We start from the raw sequence: 20,849 nt of genomic DNA on the forward strand, positions 1-20,849 counted from the left end.
AGCAACCAAAAAACAACGGGGGGAGAGGGGAAGCTGGCCGGTCACCTGAGCCGCCCCACCCACCGGAATCCTCTGCACAAGGAGCAACACCATGAACACCACACCCACCCTCGAAATGCTCGACCCGGCCACCCTGACCGTAGACATCAACGTCCGCAAAGACGCCGCCCTGACACCCGATTTCATCGCCAGCATCAAAGAGCACGGCGTGATGGAACCCGTCATCGCCCACCGCAAGGACGACGGCGTGGTGCACGTCCTGATGGGACAGCGCCGCACCCGCGCCGCCGTGGAAGCCGGACGTGCCCGCATCCCGGTAATGATCATCGAGTCCCCCGAGGAAGCCGAACGCATCGTGACGCAGGTCGTGGAGAACATCCAGCGCGCCGAACTGACCGAAGCGGACGAAGCCGACGCCTACCACCAGCTGTCCCTGATCGGCGTGTCAGTCGCCGCGATCGCGAAGAAGACCGGGCGGACCAAGACCACGGTTGAGGGCGCGCTGAAGGCCAAGTCCTCGAACGCCGGATCCGCCGCCCTGGGCAAGGGATACACCATTGATGAAGCGCTCATCATGGCCGAATTTGAAGGGAACGAGGACGCCACGGAGGAGCTGGAGTCCGTGATTGCGGACGAACCCGATCAGCTCCTGCACGTCGCGCAGATGCTCCGGGACCGCCGCGACCGCGCCGCCGCCCTCGTCGCCCTCATCGCCGAGCTCGAGGCCCAGGGCAAGAGGATCGTGGAGGATGCCGGGCACTACGCCGACGAAGAGAACCTGTACGTCTCGGCCGCGAAGCGGGCCGACGGGGAACCGGCCACCGACGAGGACGCCAACGCCTACCTGATCAGCACCGACTACCGGGGCCAGCACAACGCCAACCCGGTCATCACCGGCTGGAAGGACCTGGGCTTCACCCCGAAGTACGAACGCTACGACGGCGGCACGCAGGCCCAGAAAGGCCGGATGACCGAGGAACAGAAAGCCGAACGGAAGACCCTGATCGCCAATAACCGCGAGATGGAAAGCGCCACGAAGGTCAGGCGCGAATTCGTGAAGACCCTGCTCTCGCGCAAGACCGCGCCGAAGGGCTGGCAGTACTTCACCGTCCACGCCATCACCCACGACCCCGAAACGGCCAGCGGCTACGACGGCAAGGTCGCCACCGAGATGATCGGGGCCAAGACCGGGGAGGATACCGACCGGTGGGGCTGGAACCCGTTGCGGGACCACACCGCCAAGACCACCGCACGGCCCGAGTTCTCCCTCATCGCCCTGATCTGCGCCGGGTATGAAAAGACCATCCAGAAAGACTCATGGCGGTCCGCCGAGAAGCGGCACTTCCACTACCTGAACCAGCTCACCGCATGGGGTTACACCGCCTGCGCCGTCGAGAAAATCATCATCGACAAGCACACCACCGACACCGAGTAACGTAGAAGTGGACCGGGCGGCTGATCCCCCAACGCAGCCGCCCGGCCCACTCACCCAGCAAGGGCCAGGAACCTTCCAGAAGTGGGGCGGTCCGCCGCCCAGGGCGAACCACAGCAGCCACTCACCAGCGACGGACCGCCATTAACCGCGACCACGCGACCGGCCAGCACCACCCGCGGGACCAGGAACAACGAGGTACCAGCCCGCGGCAGCACCACAAACCCTTCAGCTAAGCTGAACCACATATTTCCTTTGCAGAGGGAAACCCCGACAGGGCCGGCACGCGCCGGCCCTGTCGCTTTAATATCTGGTACGTGCGTCAGCAGGCCATGTCGACGTACAACTTGAATAGCGCGGCGAGGCGGTCTTCCTCAGTGACCAGCTTGCGGCGGCCGGCCAGGGCCGCATCCATAATCCGGTCCAACGCCTCGTGTGCCTTGAGCAGGGGAAGCGCCATGGCATTCGGTTCGTACATGGCGGCCAGAGACCGGTTCGGGGTTAGCTCGCGGGCGTCCAAGATGGCTTTCCCGGCTGCAATCAGCTCCTCCCGCCGGCTTTCGGTGAGGGCCGGCAACGGGAATGTGTTCCACACGCCTAGTTTGGAGAAGCGCAAGCGGCTTTCCAAGCGGCCTCCCACCGCTCGCTGCCACGTTATGAACGCAGCTGACGAAATGACTGCGAACAGCAGCCCGTCTGGGTCATCGGCAAGGAAATTTGCGTCTCCCGTTATGACTTCGGCTTTGAATCGTTTAGCTGTGAAGTAAAGGCGATTCTCGGAGACATGGCGGGGGATTCCGAGGTACTCCGTGTCAGGCTGTGCGATCTGGCGAAACAGCCGAGCCGTCTTGGCGGATTCCCGGGTTGATGCCGCTTTGCTAGCGAGGCGAAAAGCCTTTACGCCTTCGATGCGTTCCCTAATCAGCGGGCTGGCTTTGTAGTCCGCCGGATCCAAATCAACGAGCCACAAGCACCACCGCGGTTCGTCGTGGAGTAGTTCGCGGGCTCCCACGAAGGGACGCACATACTTGGCTGCGGCCGAATCCGCCATGATGGAGGCGTAGTCAGCTGGTTCGATGAGGAGATATCCGCCGTCGGTCGGCTTGTTTCCATAGCGTACCTCCGTGATGGATGGGCTCAGAGGGTTGCTTTGGGGCCGAACCACGACAGACGGCCCCTCAACCAGATAAGGCGAAATATTCTTCACCAGCGTCAGCTCGGGGACCCCCTTGATATCTGGGTAGTGGAATAGCTGTTTCTCGCGTCCTTCACGCTTTGAAAAACCGATAATCACTACGTGAACTGCCGCCCTGCCGGTTGCCTCGGAGGTCCAGGCGAACGTCCGGTGTGCAAAATCGATTGTGAATCCATGGTCGAGCAGTGGAGCCCACAACGGTGCTACCTGCTCGCCCTGACAAACGGAGGAAGTCGATACAAAAGCAATTCTGCTCTCGTGCTTGCCCACGAAGTCGGTGGCCTTCTTGTACCAACCGGTCACGAAGTCCAAGGAGCCGTGATACCCCGCACCCCACACCGCTTGCAGGTCTGCGGTTTGTTGCTCCGTGCGGAGACTGATGCCAATAAACGGCGGGTTTCCCACGATCACCAAGTCGTCGGATGCGGCGACCACCCAACTCCAGTCGATGGTCAGCGCATTGTCTCTAACAATCTTGGCCGAGGTCTTCAGAGGCAGGCGCTCTGGTGCGGTGCCGACGGTTTCCATCATTCGCCGGTTGGCCTGATGGTCGGTGATGAACAGGGCCACCTCAGCAATCCGCGCCGGCCATTCTTCGATCTCGATCCCGTGAAACTGGCTCAGGGAGACCTTTAGGCCGAGACCCTCATCGACCAAGCCGGTCTGAGCATCGCCGGTGAGTTCCTGGAGCCGTTCCATGATCTGGAGCTCCAATTCACGGAGCTCACGGTACGTGACGACGAGGAAGTTGCCGCAGCCGCAGGCAGGGTCCAGGAATTTCAGTTGGCCCAATTTTTCCCACAGCAGTCTCAGCTTCTGCACGCTGAATTGTGCGGCACTGAACTCGGTATGAAGTTCATCCAGGAACAACGGGCCCAAGGTCTTGAGGATGTCGCGTTCAGTTGTGTAGTGCTCGCCAAGTTCCCGTCGTGCCTGCTTGGTCTTAACGGATTGGAACATGGAGCCAAAGATGGCAGGGGAGATTTGTCCCCATTCGAAGTCTGTTGCTGCAATGAGAGCATCGCGCATGGTTCGATCGAAATGTGTGAGGGGGATGATCTCGCTGAACACAGTGCCGTTGACGTACGGAAACCGCAACAGCATTTCGTCTGTTCGCGGGCTACGTTCCTTCGGATCAGTATCTAGGACCTGGAAGAGGTCCGCGAGCAATCCCCCGAGGTCGGAGCCATCCGCTGCGGATCTGTCTCGGATGGTCTGCGCGAACAAACCTCGCTCAATCAAGCCGGTGTCCTCACCGAAGAGCAGAAACAGAATTCGAGTCAGAAAAACGGAGGTGAAATGGTCGCTCAGGGTCTCCTGGGCTAGGGCATCGTAGAGATCGGCCATCTTCTTGACGGCCTTGCGGTTCGCTTCGTGCTCACCTGTCAGAACTGACGGACGGCGGGTATATCCAGCCATCCAGGTGAACAGAGCGATGCGTTGTGGAAGTTGGTTTAGCTTGAACTTGGTGACTCGAATGGGGGACGAGGAGAGGTCATGTACTTCGAAATTCTCGAAATCCGAAACTACGACTGTGTGAGGCAGTTCCCGATCGGGGAGGCCGTCTAGATAATCGAAGGCCTGACTGGTTGCCTTGTTCAAATCCTTACCGAGAGATTTCTGTTCGACTAAGAACTCGCCCGGCCAGAACACATCGATGCGTCCGGACCCACCGGTGCTGAGGCGTTCGGCATGACGCTCGAACAACACAACCCTCTTGGCATCGACGCCAAAGATCTGGAAGAACTCGGCCCAGAAAAGTTGCGTGTTTGCGTTCTCTTGCGTGGTGCCCTTCCAACGGTGGGCAAAAGCACCGGCCTCCCGCCGGAGGTACTGAAGTGAGCGTGCGGACTCGGACATGAAGATGTTCCCCCTACGGACCGGAGCCGGATCTCGTGCCCCGCATGAGCCTATCCTCATCCGAAGTCATGCGGCCCCGCTTCAGGGCTCTGGCGTTTTCGTTTGAAACAACTACGGGCACGCTTCATCATGGAGGCTATGGCTTAGCTTTGGCTTTGGATGATGTCCTTGGGAGAAGCTGTGATTCCTTCGTCGCTGAGTCCCGTGGCGTGATTTTGGGCGCCGGCACGCGTTTGCTTTGGATGACACCGAGGCAGGCTCCCACAATCATGTCTTTCATGGTGCCCAGGTCAGGAAACTCATTCAGAGATCTGGGGACTATACGGTCCAAAAGATTGATGACGATAGCACCCTTGCTCGCCGCATCGACGTCCCCGCCCATTTGAGCGATTAGAGCGACAACGTAATTCCGGTAGAGCCTCCGGAATTCGCCAAGGGCCAGTCGAGCTTCTTCGGTCAAGTGGCTGATAGCCCGTTCGGCATCCAGCGTCAGTTCCCAAAGGCTTGCCAGGCCGTAGGACAGCTGAAAATCAATGTGAGCCGAAGCGACGTGCTCGAACTGATCTCTGGCCGAAGCCTTGCCGTCAGTGTTGGCAATGACAAGGGCCAAGAAATCAATGTAGGACGACAGGATCGTCTCGGAAACAAGCTCGTCCTTGCCCCCTCGAAAGTGCGAATAGATACTCGCTGGCTGCAGGTCCGCCTCTTTGGCGATTGCTCGCATGGACAAACCCGCGTCACCATTCCTGACCAAGATCGCGAGCACGCTCTGCATGAGCCGTCGCTTGCCCCGCGTTAGGGGCAGGGGACTACACGCCCCCAGAGCGTGCGCAATTTCGTCACGAGCGTCGGACGGCTGTGAAGTCATGACGGCTGTCTCCAAATGGAAGAGTTGGCGCGCAGCGCTTCAGCTGCTGTCGCCGTGTCAGCATCCTAACGTTCGTTAGCCTGATCCCCGCGGGTTAAGTTGATGACGGCAGTTGTTTCGCCGCGCTGGCGGGGCGCTCCTACTCGGTAGGGAGCAGCTTGTTGAGCCGAGCGAACAGATTCGCGAAGCGCGCGATGTCTTCGTCCGGCAGTTTGTCCACCAAAGTGGGATTGCGGCTGAGGAAACTAGCAGGGTGATAGTGATCGAATTTCCGGCCCAATAAGCGTTCAACCTGGGCCATGATCCGGCCTTGGTTGAGACTGTCGGGTGATATCGAGCCAACACCAGATTCGTCCAGAAGCGCCAAATACCAAGTCCGGTCAAAGAGGTCTTCGATGTCAGCTTCTCGGGTTCCTGTGAACTCCGTAAGTCGAACGATGGCGGCGTGTTCTATGAGTCCCTTGCTGATGATGTCGTCAATGCGTTGATTACCTTTTGCCGCGACATCGATCATGGCGGCGATGTTGAGATTGCTGCCGGTGAAGAGGCTGATAAATGCTGGCATTTTTTCGATGCCACCGGCCGGGACGACACTCCACCGTGGATCGAGGCCGGCTTCGAGGTCATCAGTTCTGGTCTGCACAGCCTCGGACATGACTGCGAGATACAGGAGATCACTGGGGCCTTCCACAAGCAGCTGGTGTGGACCTATGAGAAGTGTCTGCGCCAGATCGACGCCAATTGCTGCGAGTAAAGGGAACATCGTTTCTTGTCCGGCCCGCAGAACGTCGGCCGTTATCTTGGTTCCCTCTTCTCGCCTATCCTCGACGGTGCGGCACCGTTCAATGTGAGCAGCGTCGATCATGAATGGGGAATGAGTGGTGTAGATGACTTGATGGTGCGGGGCCAGCTCATCCTCGATGTAGCGCAGCAGATCGGCTTGAGCGGTGGCGTGAAGGCTTAGCCCCGGTTCATCCAGCAGGATGATTTTCGGCGACTTATCGCGCGCATATTCGCTGAAGGCGGCCAAGAAGGAGAAGAACCAGAGAAATCCGCGGGAGCGTTGGCCGATGTCGAGGGTGACCTGGTGGCGATTGTTGAAGACTCCTATCTTCAGGTACGGATCGAAGTCATATTGGGCCACCTCTCGCCCCTGGTTGGTCAGTATCGGCTCTACCTCGACCTTGCGCATGTCCACGTCGAGAGTGATCCGGAGATCCCGGTTTTGGCTCCAGTACTTAAAAAGTTTGCGAGTGAGGCTGTTGGCGGCACCCTCCATGGAGGCCTTGCGCATCGTGTAGTTTTCCTCTGTGAAACGGCCTGCATCGGCCTTGGCTACCCTCAGGAGGGACAGTGCCGTGCGTTCAGAAGGAGACAGATCTGCTTCATCTTCGAGGAGCCGGTTTACTGGGATGTCGTCGCCGATGGTGCCCCATTCATCAAAGTAGACAAACTTGGGGATCCTGGGAAGAAGAAAATTATGGACCTCCCGGTGGCAGTCCATGGCAGCAAGTCTTTCACCAAGCTCGATCACTGCTGCCGCTTCAGACTCTGCTTGGAGCCGTGCCAGGATGGCGGCTACCGAAGTACCGGCCGCATACTTTTTTTCATCGATTCCCGCCAGCGAGACCAAATGCCTGACCATGGCCAACTCGTCGATCTCGAAGGTCATGTAAACAGAGTCGTCATCGAAACGGCGGCTAACTATGAGGGATTCGCCCTTTAGTGTCTTTGGTCCGAACCGATCGGCGATGGCTTCCTTGTCGGCGTCATCCAGGGAGAAGGTCGCGAAAACGGGGGACAAATCCGCGATGACTCCGTCCGCTTCGTCTTCGTTATAGTCGCCGCGCGGATAATCCCGCAATGCATCAAAAGTGCGTGCATAGCCAGATTCGACGGGGTTAACTCGATAGAGAGCCTGCAGAGCGGCCGTCTTCCCGGACTCGTTTTTTCCCACGAGGGCTGTCACGTCAGGTTGGATATCAAAGCTTCCTGAATCATCCACGCTTTTGAATCGCTGGATCTGGACAGATGCAAGCCTCATGGTTCCCCCGCTGTAGTTGAGTTATCAGAGCAAGTCTTGCATGCAGCACCGACAGCAATCTCCGGGCTTCGCAAAGGCGTAGCTAGCGTGAGGGACTTCTGGCCCAAGCTGGGACCGCCACCTCTGAGGAATAGGACAACCAACCTGTTCAGGCCAAATACACCGTCTCAAATACGACCCTTATCGAATATCACATGGTCGAAAACCTGACGTTGATGAGTTTTGACCTGTTTTGCTCGAAATCGGTGCGCTCATGGCTGTGGAATTGATCGCTTCATGGCGGTGTTCTGTGGTCGCTTTGTGTCGCACCTGCGCCCTAAGGCCGATCGTCCTTCGCACGTTCAGGTGCGTACTTCCGCTCCCGACTGGTCGTCGCCAATCTGTGCTGCGCGCTAATCGGCCAGGGACACCGGGCTCATCTTGCCCAAAGGGGCGAATCGTCCCAGTCAGATGGCAGGCCTACGTGGGATTTGGGCACGAGTTTCACGGACGGGTAGCTGGCGAGGACCGCGGAAAGCATCCGTGACATCCCGGTTCCTTGGGCGTCCCGCATGTGCTGGATCAGGGTCAGCTGACCAAATGTGCGTGTCATGAACGGCCCGGCCTTGTCGAGAGCAGGGTATTTGCCCACAGTGGGGAGCTTTGGAGCTTTTGTGTAGACGCGGTTGTATAGGCGACCGTGGTGAGCGCAGGCGTTGCGGACTATTTCAAGGGCGCGCATCCAGGACTCCAGCTGCGGAGCTCGAAGACCAAAGTGATCCGCTACCTTGTCCTGTACTGGCCGGGGTGCGAATCCGAAGAGGTATCTGAGAGAGCCCAGGTCCAGGATTTCTACTGCCGCCCACACCGGCAATCGTCCGTTGTAGTTGTCCTGGTGATGGGACACGAAGTCTTCGTGGGAGTGCTCGAGTCCTTGGGTGTACTTCTTATACCAGCGTCCGTAGTCCTCGGTGCTTGCTCGGACGCTCAGGACCGTCGGATTCAGGTGAGCGCATTCATCGAGCTCCCCCAACTCGTGTCCGAGTCGCGCCCGAATGCTCAACTCGACTGGCGCGAGGGCATCGAAGGTTGCCGTTCTGAGCCTGGCGTCAAAGTTATACAGGCTCAGGACATCGGCGAGCCGTGTCCCTGGGAAGAAGTCGTCTTCCCGTGAGCCATTCGTTGCCAGTTTACGGAAGGGGTACCAGTAGCCGCTGAGGCGGTAGTAGTTGACATCCTGCAGCTGCGCGATCGCGGTGTCTTGGTCTTCGATGACCAGACCGCGGGAAAGGAGTAAATCAACCTGTTCCTCGTAGGTCCTAAACTCTTTCACAGCTGTAGACAATTGGCCCCCCGACAAAAGTGAAGACCGGCCCTGGACCTACCGAAGTAGGCGGAACCGGTCATGTTGGTTTGAGAATATCGTGGCGCAACAGGTTGTGCAAATCCGTTGCCGCTTTTGATAGAAATCGTGCCAGCGCGGCCCATGCCTTAGTGCATGAGCTCGACACCCCGGGAGCAACGGTCAAAAACGACCCTTTATGCCTGTGTCGACATGGAAGTCCGGGACCCCTCCCAAAAATCGGTTTTGCCAGTGTTAGGCTGTGTCAGAACTCGACTACGAAATCTACGGGACGGCTGTTGGTCAAAACTCCGTGGATGACGGTTTTTGAATGACGGAAGGGGAGTGCCTTGGCTACGTTGATGGGTTACGCCCGAGTGAGCACTACTGAGCAGTCGGTGGACTTGCAGCTGGACGCGTTGAACGCGGCCGGGTGCTTCCGGATCTGGACAGATTTCGCGTCCGGTGCGACGGCGGAACGGCCGCAGTGGCAGGACTGCCTGGACCACCTCCAGCCGGGGAACATCTTGGTGGTCAACGACTTATCCAGGCTCGGCAGAAACACGGCTGACCTGGCCGGCATCGTGAAGACACTGGCCGACCGGCACATTGGCCTCCGGTCACTGACGGAGACCTGGCTGGACACCACTACGTCCCAGGGCGTGCTGATGTTCCACTTCTTCTCCGCCATCGCCGAGTACGAGCGGAACCGGCTGCGGGAACGGACCATGGCCGGCCTTGCAGCGGCGAAAGCCCGCGGCCGCGTCGGCGGCCGGCCGACCAAAATGACGCCGGACAAGGCAGCCACCGCGCACCGGATGCGTGGTGAGAAGCGGACGATCAGCGCCATCGCCAAGACCATCGAGGTCAGTGAAGCCACCGTGGTGCGTGAGCTCGCACGGCAGCGGAAGAGCCTGCAGGTACCCCAAGAGTAGGTGCGGCTGTTAATCCTCCGATGCCTTCGCTAGCGTGGAGGCAAACGGAGGGGGACGGCGCACATGGCACCGAGGAAATCTAAGAACCACATTGAGGGCCAGATGAGTCTGGAGTCCTTGTGGGCCGAACCGGAAGAGGTAGTCAATGAACGAGCACGGCAGACACGCCATGGAAACCATGAAGAAGCACGACCCGGAGAGCTTCGCGCAGATAGCGGACCCCGAGACACACTTTTCGACTTTGGGGGAGGAGATCCAGCAGGCGATCTGGGACCTCAGCGAACAGCTGACACCAACCAGGGGAGCGGAACCGCCGCTGGAGTACATCGGGCTGGCGAACATGGCCAAGCTCCGGGCACGCGAGATGGTGTACCAGGAGATGATCTACGCCAGCCTTCCCGCGGAGCCGGAGGAGATGGAGCCGACCTACGGGGCCCAGGAGGACGAGGAGAACTAGAGGCCGAACCTCAGCCGGAGCCGGCAGCGGTTGCGGCGGCCGGACGGTTCCGCCCAGCATCCCAGACTGACCTTGCACCCTCGGGACAGAAAGCCCGCTTCGCAGCAAACGTTGAAGCAATCCGCATCGTCCGGGAGCTGGCGGACCAGCAGCGCCCGGCCACCGAGGCAGAACAGCGTTCCCTGGCGCGGTGGTCCAGCTGGGGAGCGGTGCCTCAGCTGTTCGACAAGGCCGAATGGGCGGCCGAGCGCGCCCAGCTGCAGGAAGTCCTGAGCGAGCGCGAGTATGCCGCCGCGTCGCGGACCACGACGAACGCGTATTACACCGACGCTGCCCTGGTAAAGGAAATCTGGTCCGCCGTTGACCGGCTCGGCTTCACCGGGGGAGAGGTGTTGGAACCCGGATCCGGCGCGGGAACGTTCATTGGGTTCGCCCCGGAAGGCGCCCGGATGACCGGCGTAGAGCTTGATCCCCTGACAGCCTCAATTTCCCGTGGCCTGTACCCCGACGCGACGATCCGCAGCGAGTCCTTCGCGGACACCCCGATCAAGACCAATTCCTTTGACCTCGCCGTCGGCAACGTCCCGTTCAGCAAGAACACGCTTTACGACAAGACCCACAACGCCGACTCCCGGCACTCCATGCACAACCACTTCATCCTCAAGAGCCTGGCCGCGGTGAAACCCGGCGGATACGTCGCCGTGCTGACCTCCAGCTTCACCATGGACGCAACAAACCCCACCTCGAGGCGGGAAATGAGCGCCATGGCGGATCTGGTGGGCGCCGTGCGCCTGCCCACCGGCGCCCACCGCCGCGCAGCGGGCACTGAAGCACTCACCGACCTGCTGCTGCTGCGCAAGCGCGAGCCGGGCCGCGAGCCTGCCAACACGGACTGGGAAACTGTCGGGCCAGTCATCATCGACGGCCGCAACGTGAAGATCAACAACTACTTTGACCTGAACCCGCAAAACGTCCTCGGGCAGATCACCGTCGGGAACGGCATGTACGGCGAGGAAACCGTCAGCGTCAAAGCCGACGACCTCGCCGACGTCCCGCAGCTACTCGCCCAGCGGCTCGACGCCGTGGTGCAGGAAGCACTGGACCGCGGCCTGAACCACGCCCCTGCCGAGCCGGCCCCGGGGAAAACCCCGGCCGCGCTGCTGCCGGCCACCGGGCAGCAATGGGACGGCACCATCACCGCCCAACAAGACGGAACCTTCACCGTGGCCCGTGCAGGGGAACAGGTCCCGTTCCCCGTACCCAAAGCACACGCAGCGGAGCTAAGCGACCTGTTGGGAATGCGCGACGGAGCGCGCGCCCTGTTGGAGATGGAAGCTTCCGATAGCGAAGACACCCCGGCGATGTCGGCTCAACGAACCGCCCTGGCTGACCAGTACACGGCATATGCCGCTAAATACGGGCCGCTGAACCGCTTCACGGAATCTGTCCGCACGGATAAAGAAACGGGCGAGAACATCATCACTCGCCGTGCAGCACCCGCCGTGCGGATCCTGCGCCAGACGGACCCTTTCGGCACTCTGCCACCGGCCCTGGAGAGGTTCAACGAGGAGACGCAGACCGCGACCCCTGCGGCTCTGCTTCAGCATCGGCAGGTGGTGGCCCGCAAACCGCTCATGGGCGCGGACACCGTTGACGAAGCCCTCGCCATCGCCCTGGACACCTACGGCGCCCCCGAGCTGGAACAGATCGCGGACCTGCTGGGCGTCACGGAAGAGGAAGCCCGCGATCAGCTGGGCACACTCGTGTTCGATGACCCGGAAACCGGCAAACTCGTCACAGCACCGGAATACCTGTCCGGGAACGTCCGGACCAAGCTCGACGCCGCCCGCGCTGCGGCGGCCGAGGACGAACGCCTGAGCGTGAACGTAACCGCCCTGGAGGAAGTCCAGCCGCCGCGGGTCGGCATGGAAGACGTCGAGGCGCGAATCGGCGCGGTCTGGATCTCCCCCGAGGAACACCAACGCTTCGTCCAGGACATCCTGGCCGATCCCAACGCCAGCGTGACCAGCGTCGGCAGCGGCATCTGGCGCGTCAAAGCCAACCGGGGAACGGTCCGTTCCACGAACGAGTGGGGGACGAGCCGCCGGCCCGCCCCGGATCTGCTGCAAAGCATCCTGGAACAAAAGAGCATCCAGGTCGAGGACAAGAACGAGGATGGCAAACCCGTCGCCAACCTCGAAGAAACCGAAGCGGCCCAGGAAAAGGCCGAGGCCCTGCAGGAACGCTTCGCCGAGTGGGTTTGGGAAGACCCCGAACGCGCCAGCCGGCTCATTGACGAATATAACCGCCGCTTCAACTCCCTGGCCCTGCGCGACTACACCAAAGAAGGCGGCCGCCTGACCCTTCCGGGGCTGGCCAAGACCTTCACCCCGCACCCCCACCAGCGCACTGCCGTGGCACGCATCATCTCCGAACCGGCCGTGGGGCTCTTCCACGAAGTCGGGGCCGGCAAGACCGCCGAAATGGTGATGGGCGCAATGGAACTCAAACGCCTAGGCATGGCCTCCAAGCCCATGGTTGTTGTCCCCAACCACATGCTGGAGCAGTTCACCCGTGAGTGGCTGGAACTGTACCCGCGGGCCCGCCTGCTCTCGGCCGGCAGTGATGACATCAAGACCAACAGCGGAGACCTGACCGCGCGTCGGCAGTTCGTCGCCCGCGCCGCGGCGAACGACTGGGACGGCATCATCATGACCCAGCAAGCCTTCAAGAGCATCGGCGTGAAAGCCGAAACCATTGAGGCCTACCAGGAGTCGATCATCGCCGACGTCCGGCAGACCATCGTCAACGCCCAGGCCGAAGGCGAAGACCGGACCACGGTGAAGAAGCTTGAAACCAAGCTCCAGGCCGAAGAAGAGCGCATGAAGAAGCTCATGGACACCGCACCGGACCTTGGACTGACATTCGAGGACACCGGGGTGGACTACCTGTTCGTGGACGAAGCGCACGACTACAAGAACCTCCGCACGGTCACCAATATCAAGGGCGCAGAAATTGCCGGGTCCATCCGGGCCACCGACATGCACCTGAAGCTCGAATACCTGCGCAGCACCCACGGGGAACGCGTCGTCACGATGGCCACCGGCACACCGATTGCCAACTCCATCACCGAAGCCCACGTCATGCAGCGCTACCTGCGCCCGGACCTGCTGCAGGCTGCAGGCGTGGAAAACTTCGACGTTTGGGGGGCGACGTTCGGGGAAACCGTCACCGCCATCGAGATGGACGCCGGAGGCCGGCTGAAGAACAAGCCGCGCTTCGCGAAGTTCAAGAACGTCCCAGAGATGCTGCGGTCCTTCCACGTCTTCGCGGACGTGAAGCTCTCCGAAGACCTGAATCTGAAAACCCCGGACCTCGCCCGCCGGCCTGGCGACGGGGAACGGCAGCCGGAACTGGTACTGATCCCGCAGCCGCCCGAACTGGCCGAATACATGAAGGGCCTCGCGGACCGGCTGGACTCCCTCTCCGGCTGGGCTGAGAAGGGCGCGGACAACGCCCTCAGTGTCTACAACGACGGACGCAAAGCCGCGCTGGACCTGCGCATGGTCGGCATCGAACCCGAATCCGCGACCAAACTGGACCAGGTTGTCGCCAAGACCCTGAAAGTCTGGGAAGAGAACCGGGAGAACGAGTACGAAACCAGCTTCGAATCCGGCACCCTGTCGGCCAACAAGGGCGCCCTGCAGATCATCTTCTGTGACCTAAGCACGCCTTCGAAGAACACCGGACCCGACGGCAAGCCGGTCTGGACGGCCTACCAGCAGATCAAGGACCAGCTCGTCGCCGGCGGCATCCAGGCGGAGCAGATCCGGTTCATCCAGGACTCACCCAAGCCCGAGCAGAAAGCCCAGCTATTCGCCCAATGCCGCACCGGGGAAGTAGCCGTGCTGATCGGCTCCACCGCCATGATGGGAACCGGCACCAACGTCCAGCTCCGCGCCAAAGCGATCCACCATGTCACGTGCCCCTGGCGGCCGGCTGACCTCACCCAGCGCGACGGACGCATCATCCGCCAAGGCAACGCCAACGCGGAGGTCCACAACTTCCAGTACGCCACCGTCGGCAGCTACGACAGTGCCGCCTGGGACGGGATCCAGCGCAAGGCCACCATGATCCAGCAGGTTCTCCGCGGACGCCTCGACATCCGCGAGATCGAGGACGTTGGAGACCTTGCCCTCAACGCCGCACAGATCAAAGCAGCTACCAGCGGCAACCCACTGGTGATGGACAAGATCGAGGCCGACGCCGCCCGGACCAAACTCGAACGACTCAAACGCGCCCACGAGAAAGGACAGAGCACCCTCTCCTGGACCAGAGCCGCGGCCGAAACCAGCATCACCAAAGCCGAAAGCAAGCTGCCCGCATTGCAGGCGGCACTCCCGCGCATCACACCGACCGCAGGGGAGGCCTTCAGCGCCACCATCGACGGCAAGAGCTACACCAAACGCCCGGAAGCCGTCGCGGCCATCTCTGAATGGGTCCGTACCCACACACCGGAATACGGAAACTACTACCGCCAAAAACAGGACCACGGCATGATGGCTACCCTCGGCGGCCACGAGCTGCAGGTCCGCAACGCGGCCGACGACTCCCGACTCGGCTCCTACCAGGACCTCGCCATCACCATCAAAGACGTGCCCGCACCACCGCTCGTCTTTACCCGACTGGAGCTGCTGGAAGGAAGCGCCGGCATCATCACCCGGCTGGAGAACAAAGTGGCAGGCCTTCCTGACTACGAGGCCCAGCTGCGCCAAACCATCACGGAAAAACAGGCGGTGCTTTCCGACGTCGAGAGCCAGGCCGGAAAACCTTTCAAGTACGAGGACAAACTCGCCACCGCACGTGCGAAGTGCACGGAACTGGACGAAAAACTAAAGGCATCCATCGAGCCGCCCAAGCCAGCACCGGAAACCGCGGCTTCGACACCCGAGGCGGACGTGGACCCGGCCGTTGCGCGACTGCGCAGACTGCAAGCCGCAAGCTTCCCGGTAGCCCCCAGGAACACCCACCCGACTCAGACACACCCGACGCCGCAAGGACCCAGCGGCCCCGCCCACGAACACTCACGCGACAGCAGCTTCGAGAGATAGCGAGAGGTGGGGCTTCGCTACGGCCCCACCTCACATCAGAAGGGCAGCAACGCGACCCACCTCAAGAGGGCAGGCGTATCTGGACGGAGCCCATTAGGGCACGTAAAACTCACGAGGTTCACTGGCTTGTACCGAGAGCGCTCCACCCGGTCCGTTGCCGCCCACCGTGTGCGCGTATGGCACGCCGGATCCGTGATTCCTGCCTGCGCAAGCGCATTCACATAGCCATGCATTCTCGGGATTGCCGCGGTCCCAGCACTGCTGGACGCACTTGTCGACGCCGCCGTGCTGGATGACCTTGACCCGCCCGTAGCGCTCAGCCAGCCCTAGAATGACCGCGTTCGTGTGAGGTCGCGATACGGACCAGACTCCACGGTTGTACTCCACCTGGCCCCTGCGTGATGCGTTGAACATGTCACCCAGGATCGTGTAGCCAGCGCCCTTGCCCTCGTACGGCAGATTTTGAATCTCGGTCCGCGCACCAGCAGGTCGGATAACCACCGTTACGTCGCTCATGGGTAGAGCGTAGGGCCTGATCTATTCACGCAGCGAATCGTGTCGTTTGGGGATCCCTTCCGGGCATGTAGTGGCTGTGCAGACGACTTTGGACATTTTGTGCAGTTAGCTTCTGAAAGTGACAGGTAGCACCGTCTGCTGACGGACGAGACTCCCGATATACTCAACAAAGTTGCCCGAAGAAACCCCCAGAAATAGCGGAAAAACGCCTATTCATTCAGTTGAATGATTGGTAAAATGAGAGTAGCAACTAAGCAGTCGAACCTAACTAACGTGATACGAAACCGAGGACTGAAAATGACTCTCACCATCTACACCAAGCCCGCCGGATGCTTTGGCTGCGCTAAGACCAAGCAGAAATTCGCCGAGGCCGGCATCGACTTCCACGAGGTCGACGTCACCAGCAGCCCGGCAGCTTTCGAGTACATCACCGAAGAGCTCGGCTACTCCCAGGTCCCCGTAGTCGTGTACGACAAGGACGGCACCGAGAACCACTGGTCCGGTCTGAACCCGGGCGGAATCGAGCAAATCATCGCCATCGAATCCGCCGTCCGCGAAGCCTGGGGAATGGTAGGGGGAGAGTAATCAATGGCAGGCGATACCAGCATCACAGTGGCCGGCAACCTTACTGCCGACCCCGAGCTGCGGTTCACCACAGCCGGCACGGCCGTCGCGAACTTCACCATCGCATCCACGCCCAGGGCGTTCGATAACGAGCACAACGAGTGGGTGGACGGGGAGACTCAGTTTCTGCCTGCGCATATCTGGCGGGGAGCGGCCGAGAACGCCGCAGAGTCTCTGACCAAGGGCATGCGTGTGATTGCAACGGGTGAATTGAAGTCCCGCATCTACGAGACAAGGACGGGGGAGAAGCGCACTGTGCTCGAACTCGAAGTCGAAGAGATTGGGCCGTCCCTGCGATACGCGGCAGCGGCCGTGCACGGCTCATCCCGCGCAGCCGCAGATGCAGCGGAAGAAGAACGCCGCAGTGAGGAAATCCACCCCGTTGATCACTTCAGCCTCAGCGCCCGCGGGTACACCAACGACGACCTGTGGTTTGGCATGGATGCCAACCCCGCCGGGCGCATCAGCATCCGCCCCCAGGACCCCGAACCGGCGTACTGACCACAGTCAGAGCCAGCGGCTACGCTGACTCCAGGAATCGATGCACCGCGCCCTACGAGACACCAAGGAAACCGCTATGACGCATGAAGATGATCTCCGCAGCTGGGCAAAAGGCTCCTACACTTCCGAGGCCGGAACTGAGCTGCTGCTGCGCGCCTTCGGCGGCCGCTACGCAGCGGTCGGCAACCCCTGGGTCCATGCCAGCGGCACATCCACCGAGGGATACATCGAGAACGCCTGGATTGATTTCGAAGCCCTCGGAGAGCACGCCAACAACGGACCCTACTCCGGCGGCGAACGGCGGTTCCTGCTGCTCGCGGCGTCCCTGGCGGAGGACGTTCCTGTCGTCCTGAGCGAAGTCGTTCCTGGCTTGGATCGGCAAAACCTTGATCTGGTGCTCGCCGCCATTGCCCACGCCGGCGGCAGTCACCAGCACTCCGATATCAGCACGAACGACGACGGAAGCATGACGCTTCGCCCCGGATACCTCGACAGCCTCCACCCGTGGCCACGGAGCCTTCGTGCCGTCTAAAAAGATCGCCGCGTTCACTCCCTACTTCACGGAGGACGAGGCCGGCCGGGTCCGGGCAGCGTTCCTGGCCGCCGGGCCGTTGGAGGGTGATGCGAGCGTGTCGGACTTCATCGTTCGTGCAACGATGCGCGAAGTGAAACGCCTGGAACGCAAACACAACCACGGCAGAAAATGGGAGCCGGCGCCGGCCGGATCCCTCCGCCGCGGACAGCGCACCAGGGACGAGCTGCAACACCGGAACGAGGTGGATTGAGAATGCCGAAACGGACAGAAGACTTGACCGAGGTACCCGCGCCGGCGGCGGGGCCAGTGTTCCCCAGGATGCTGACTCTGGAACAGGTTCAGGAGATTCTGAACGTCAAAAGCGCACTGGTCTATTCGCTCGTTCGCAGCGGCGAGCTTCCCGCCGGGCAGTTCGGTGGACGGGGTGTGTGGCGGGTCCGGGAAAGCGACCTATCGGCCTACGTCGAAGCTGCGTTCGCGAAGACCGCAGAGCGCATCGCGGCCGGTCAGATCAAGGATGATGACGTCACCACGGAGGACTAAAGAGAACACGAATACGACGAAGGCCGACACCTCGAATAGGTGCCGGCCTTCGTCGTAGCTGCCCACCGGAGCCGCTTGTGGTCTATGGCTGAAAAGAGTCAGCCACAGCGTCCTCCGACGGCGGGAGCGGCGTGTCTTGGTCCATGGGAAACGTGGCCGATGGCGACCGGGCAATGTCCAGGCTGTGCATGATCGCCGGACACGGTGGTGAGTGACGAGTCCGAAGGCTACCTGGCGGTTGTGTGCAGCCGGTCAGCCGGGTCCCGTCGTACACATGTGTGCGGGAAAAGCAGCGGAGCGATTGGGCTTTTGCCGTGCCCATGCGGGCGAGGGGCAACGCTACTGGGCGCCGTGACTTTCGTCGTCTGTAGTGGCTGCGGCGCTGTCGCTTGTGGCGCGATTCGCGGACTTACGGCGCCGCCCTGCAGCGCCGGATTCGAGGCCCAGCTTCTTCAGCTCCTCCGGGCTCCATCCGTCCTTGGTGGCGCGCACGTAGGCGCGCTTGTCTTCACGTTCTGCCTCGGCGAGCTGTTCCCGCAGGTCGGTGATCCGCTGGCGGGTCTTGACCAGTTCGGTCACGGAATCGATGCGTGAGTCTAAGAGTGCTTTGGCCTGGTTGCGGGTCTGTTCAATGTCGATGGTTGCCATGTGACCAGCCTAGCCCGCCGGTACGACGATGCCGGGTAGCGCCCCTGCATGCCGGTGACGGCTGATTTACACTTCCGCCCGCCTACGGGAAACCGACGGGCGGAAGCCGAAAGAGCGGAGCAAGCTGGTAACTTAGCACGGCTAAGTTGGCTCGATCCTCGAATTGTCGTCTCGGATGCGGCACACTTGTCAGTGTGGTCCCCGGGATTCCGGGTTCGCTGCGCTGGCAAATTCGAAGGGCGGGACAAGTGATTGAAGGCAGTGGCTTCGCCGGTTGGAAATCCCGTCGTCGGCGGGCGAACGTTGACGGCGGCCGTATGCACCGTCACGAGGTCAAGGTCAGCCCGGAAGAGGAGGCCCAGCTCCTTGCCCTGGCGGAGAAGCATCGCGTGACGATCCCGCGGCTTTTGATCGAAGCGGCGCTCAGCGAGGGCACAGAGAATCCGTCGGAGCGGCGGGATCAGTTCATGCAGCTCTCTACGTTGCAGCGTCTTGTCGGGACCGTGGCGAACAACATCAACCAGATCGCGCGCCACGCGAACGCGACGGGGGAAGTGCCGGCAGAAGCTGCTGCGTCCATCGCCCACGCACGGGATGTCATTATCCGGATTGACCGTCAGCTCGCCGACATGGCCGGGCGGTAGTTTCACCGTGATTCCGAACATCACCCAGGGCGACCGCATGGCGGGTCTGATGATCTACCTCGCGGGCCCGGGGCGGGCAAACGAACACGAAGAACCGCACCTCGTTGCGGGCGATTCGGCGCTCATGGCCTGGCACGACGACAACGAGCTGAACCGCGATGCTGCCCTGGATATTGCCAACGCACTCGACCGGGCCAAGCAGTTCTTCGACACGGAAGTAGAAGGCGGACACGTCTTCCACTGCTCACTGAGTTTGGCCGCAGAAGAAGGCCAGCTCAGCGACGAGCGATGGGGCGCCATCGCGAACGAATTCATGAAGGAAATGGACTTCACCGAGGACGGCGGAAAAGCCCCCGCCCGGTGGGTTGCGGTCCGTCACGGACTGAGCAAGAACGGCAACGACCACATCCACATCGTGGCCAGCATGGTCCGGGACGACGGTACTAAATGGAACGGCTGGAAGAGCAAGTACAAGTCCCAGCAGGCTGCCAGGACACTGGAGAAGAAGTACGGACTGAACGCTGTCGGGACCCTTCGCGCCGAGCGCGGGTTCACCCCGGCCGAACAGTCCAAAGCCATCCGCCAGGGACTGCCGGAAGTCGAGCGCCACAGCCTCGCCCGCAAGGTGCGCGTCTGCGCTGGAGCATCGACAGATGAGGCTGAGTTTGTCCGCCGGGCACGCCAGGAGGGCATGCTCGTGCGCCCCCGCTACGCGGCCGGCCGTACCGACGTCGTGACCGGCTACTCCGTGGCCGAACGCCCCCGCAAGGGAGAACGCGCCGTGTGGTTCGGCGGCAATTCGTTGGGCCGCGACCTGGCCCTACCCAAGCTGCGGGCAGAGTGGGAAAGCACCCCTGAGTCAGCTACTTCCGCTGTCGCGGAATGGAACGCTGCGGCGCGCAACCGCAGGCCGGTAAGCCCCGGCCGGGAGACGCTGCAGCCATCTGCTGAGCTGTGGAGCAAGTACGCCAACGACGTCAGTTCTCTCCGGGAGAAACTGGCCACCACCCCGCACGATGATCACGCCGCCTGGGCGCAGGCAGCCCGCGAGACTTCCGCGGCGTTCGGTGCATGGTCCAAGCGGATCGAACCGACACCGGGACCGCTCGCAGACGCCGCCCGAGAACTCGCCAAGTCCGCCCAGCTGCGCCGTTACCCGGGACGCCCGGCCGTGTCCCTGCCGTCCGCACGCGGGGCAACCATGATCCTTCTGGCCGCGACCTCCAAGAGCGACCGCGCCGCGTACGCCCTCATGTTCCGGCAGCTCGCCCAGACGGCCCGGGCGATCCACGACATGCACAAGGCCACGGACGATCTGCGCCGGGTCCGGGGACTTTCCACAGCCGTCAGGGCGGCCAGCAAGGTTGTCGAAGCCAGCGCCAACGCACAGACACTCAAGGCACAGCCGATGTCGATGGAGACGCTGCGCCAACAGCACCCGGAAGCGTCCGAGGAAGCCCTTAAATCAAGGCTCCTGGTCGAACGTTCACGAGGCGGCTCACCGTTGCCTCCCGTTCTGACCCGACCAGACGCAGCGCAGCTGCAGGGAGCGCAGCCACGGACCGAAGAGACCCACCAGCAGAACAATCCAGGCATCGAGCGATAGGGGAAGAGC

17 protein-coding genes are annotated in these 20,849 nt (G+C 61.6%); 11 read left to right on the plus strand and 6 right to left on the minus strand.

What is annotated here, in order from left to right:
• The first annotated feature begins 91 nt into the window (after positions 1–91).
• Positions 92–1,435, plus strand: coding sequence for a ParB/RepB/Spo0J family partition protein (locus tag ABIA70_RS21340; RefSeq protein ID WP_354149593.1), 1,344 nt, complete (start codon positions 92–94; stop codon positions 1,433–1,435).
• Between the two features lie 319 nt (positions 1,436–1,754).
• On the opposite strand, the gene ABIA70_RS21345 is transcribed toward ABIA70_RS21340, so the two are convergent.
• From ABIA70_RS21345 to ABIA70_RS21360, 4 genes are all read right to left on the minus strand, one after another.
• Positions 1,755–4,487, minus strand: coding sequence for a class I SAM-dependent DNA methyltransferase (locus ABIA70_RS21345; protein WP_354149594.1), 2,733 nt, complete (start codon positions 4,485–4,487; stop codon positions 1,755–1,757).
• A 136-nt stretch (positions 4,488–4,623) separates the two neighbouring features.
• Positions 4,624–5,262, minus strand: a complete 639-nt coding sequence (locus ABIA70_RS21350; protein ID WP_354149595.1) for a TetR/AcrR family transcriptional regulator — start codon at positions 5,260–5,262, stop codon at positions 4,624–4,626.
• A 232-nt stretch (positions 5,263–5,494) separates the two neighbouring features.
• Positions 5,495–7,399, minus strand: a complete 1,905-nt coding sequence (locus ABIA70_RS21355; protein ID WP_354149596.1) for an ATP-dependent nuclease — start codon at positions 7,397–7,399, stop codon at positions 5,495–5,497.
• A gap of 415 nt (positions 7,400–7,814) precedes the next feature.
• The gene (locus ABIA70_RS21360) at positions 7,815–8,711 is read right to left on the minus strand and encodes an Abi family protein (protein ID WP_354149597.1); all 897 of its coding nucleotides are present in this window, start codon (positions 8,709–8,711) and stop codon (positions 7,815–7,817) included.
• Between the two features lie 371 nt (positions 8,712–9,082).
• Between ABIA70_RS21360 and ABIA70_RS21365 the strand changes: the two genes are divergently transcribed.
• The 3 genes from ABIA70_RS21365 to ABIA70_RS21375 all read left to right on the plus strand — a co-directional run bounded on the left by ABIA70_RS21365 (position 9,083) and on the right by ABIA70_RS21375 (position 15,223).
• Positions 9,083–9,655, plus strand: coding sequence for a recombinase family protein (locus ABIA70_RS21365; protein WP_354149634.1), 573 nt, complete (start codon positions 9,083–9,085; stop codon positions 9,653–9,655).
• Between the two features lie 178 nt (positions 9,656–9,833).
• Complete coding sequence (locus ABIA70_RS21370; RefSeq protein ID WP_354149598.1) at positions 9,834–10,112, plus strand: hypothetical protein; 279 nt, start codon at positions 9,834–9,836, stop codon at positions 10,110–10,112.
• A 209-nt stretch (positions 10,113–10,321) separates the two neighbouring features.
• Positions 10,322–15,223, plus strand: coding sequence for a helicase-like domain-containing protein (locus ABIA70_RS21375; protein ID WP_354149599.1), 4,902 nt, complete (start codon positions 10,322–10,324; stop codon positions 15,221–15,223).
• A gap of 93 nt (positions 15,224–15,316) precedes the next feature.
• Here the strand turns inward: ABIA70_RS21375 and ABIA70_RS21380 are convergent, their stop codons facing one another.
• Positions 15,317–15,739 carry a hypothetical protein gene (locus ABIA70_RS21380; protein ID WP_354149600.1) on the minus strand — a complete coding sequence of 141 codons (423 nt, stop codon included), beginning with the start codon at positions 15,737–15,739 and terminating at the stop codon, positions 15,317–15,319.
• Between the two features lie 297 nt (positions 15,740–16,036).
• Here ABIA70_RS21380 and ABIA70_RS21385 point away from each other — a divergent pair, with 297 nt between their 5' ends.
• The 5 genes from ABIA70_RS21385 (at position 16,037) to ABIA70_RS21405 (ending at position 17,942) form a co-directional block, all read left to right on the plus strand.
• On the plus strand, positions 16,037–16,324 hold the full coding sequence (locus ABIA70_RS21385; RefSeq protein ID WP_354149601.1) for a glutaredoxin family protein: 288 nt from the start codon (positions 16,037–16,039) through the stop codon (positions 16,322–16,324).
• A gap of 3 nt (positions 16,325–16,327) precedes the next feature.
• Positions 16,328–16,864, plus strand: coding sequence for a single-stranded DNA-binding protein (locus tag ABIA70_RS21390; RefSeq protein ID WP_354149602.1), 537 nt, complete (start codon positions 16,328–16,330; stop codon positions 16,862–16,864).
• 76 nt (positions 16,865–16,940) lie between these two features.
• Positions 16,941–17,396 (plus strand): P-loop NTPase family protein, encoded by a 456-nt coding sequence (locus ABIA70_RS21395; protein WP_354149603.1) that lies wholly within the window; start codon positions 16,941–16,943, stop codon positions 17,394–17,396.
• Entirely contained in the window at positions 17,386–17,649 is a 264-nt protein-coding gene (locus ABIA70_RS21400) for a ParB family protein (RefSeq protein ID WP_354149604.1), read from the plus strand. The genes ABIA70_RS21395 and ABIA70_RS21400 overlap by 11 nt, the downstream gene beginning before the upstream one ends.
• Positions 17,650–17,672: 23 nt before the next feature.
• Entirely contained in the window at positions 17,673–17,942 is a 270-nt protein-coding gene (locus ABIA70_RS21405; protein ID WP_502917246.1) for a helix-turn-helix domain-containing protein, read from the plus strand.
• 339 nt (positions 17,943–18,281) lie between these two features.
• On the opposite strand, the gene ABIA70_RS21410 is transcribed toward ABIA70_RS21405, so the two are convergent.
• Positions 18,282–18,590: a hypothetical protein gene (locus tag ABIA70_RS21410; RefSeq protein ID WP_354149606.1), complete on the minus strand. Its 309-nt coding sequence runs from the start codon at positions 18,588–18,590 to the stop codon at positions 18,282–18,284.
• Between the two features lie 248 nt (positions 18,591–18,838).
• On the opposite strand from ABIA70_RS21410, the gene mobC reads away from it, so the two are divergent.
• A complete protein-coding gene (gene mobC / locus ABIA70_RS21415) occupies positions 18,839–19,234 on the plus strand; it encodes a plasmid mobilization relaxosome protein MobC (RefSeq protein WP_354149607.1) in 396 nt (131 codons plus the stop codon).
• A 7-nt stretch (positions 19,235–19,241) separates the two neighbouring features.
• Positions 19,242–20,840, plus strand: a complete 1,599-nt coding sequence (locus tag ABIA70_RS21420) for a relaxase/mobilization nuclease domain-containing protein (RefSeq protein WP_354149608.1) — start codon at positions 19,242–19,244, stop codon at positions 20,838–20,840.
• The last annotated feature ends 9 nt before the right edge of the window (positions 20,841–20,849 follow it).

The sequence above is a fragment of the Arthrobacter sp. 754 genome, from assembly GCF_040548695.1.
Taxonomy (GTDB): Bacteria; Actinomycetota; Actinomycetes; order Actinomycetales; family Micrococcaceae; genus Arthrobacter.

Coding starts and splice junctions, on each gene's coding strand:
- ABIA70_RS21340 (WP_354149593.1), top strand. CDS start 92: ATGAACACCACACCCACCCTCGAAATGCTCGACCCGGCCACCCTGACC.
- ABIA70_RS21345 (WP_354149594.1), bottom strand. CDS start 4,487: ATGTCCGAGTCCGCACGCTCACTTCAGTACCTCCGGCGGGAGGCCGGT.
- ABIA70_RS21350 (WP_354149595.1), bottom strand. CDS start 5,262: ATGCAGAGCGTGCTCGCGATCTTGGTCAGGAATGGTGACGCGGGTTTG.
- ABIA70_RS21355 (WP_354149596.1), bottom strand. CDS start 7,399: ATGAGGCTTGCATCTGTCCAGATCCAGCGATTCAAAAGCGTGGATGAT.
- ABIA70_RS21365 (WP_354149634.1), top strand. CDS start 9,083: ATGGGTTACGCCCGAGTGAGCACTACTGAGCAGTCGGTGGACTTGCAG.
- ABIA70_RS21370 (WP_354149598.1), top strand. CDS start 9,834: ATGAAGAAGCACGACCCGGAGAGCTTCGCGCAGATAGCGGACCCCGAG.
- ABIA70_RS21380 (WP_354149600.1), bottom strand. CDS start 15,739: ATGAGCGACGTAACGGTGGTTATCCGACCTGCTGGTGCGCGGACCGAG.
- ABIA70_RS21385 (WP_354149601.1), top strand. CDS start 16,037: ATGACTCTCACCATCTACACCAAGCCCGCCGGATGCTTTGGCTGCGCT.
- ABIA70_RS21390 (WP_354149602.1), top strand. CDS start 16,328: ATGGCAGGCGATACCAGCATCACAGTGGCCGGCAACCTTACTGCCGAC.
- ABIA70_RS21395 (WP_354149603.1), top strand. CDS start 16,941: ATGACGCATGAAGATGATCTCCGCAGCTGGGCAAAAGGCTCCTACACT.
- ABIA70_RS21410 (WP_354149606.1), bottom strand. CDS start 18,590: ATGGCAACCATCGACATTGAACAGACCCGCAACCAGGCCAAAGCACTC.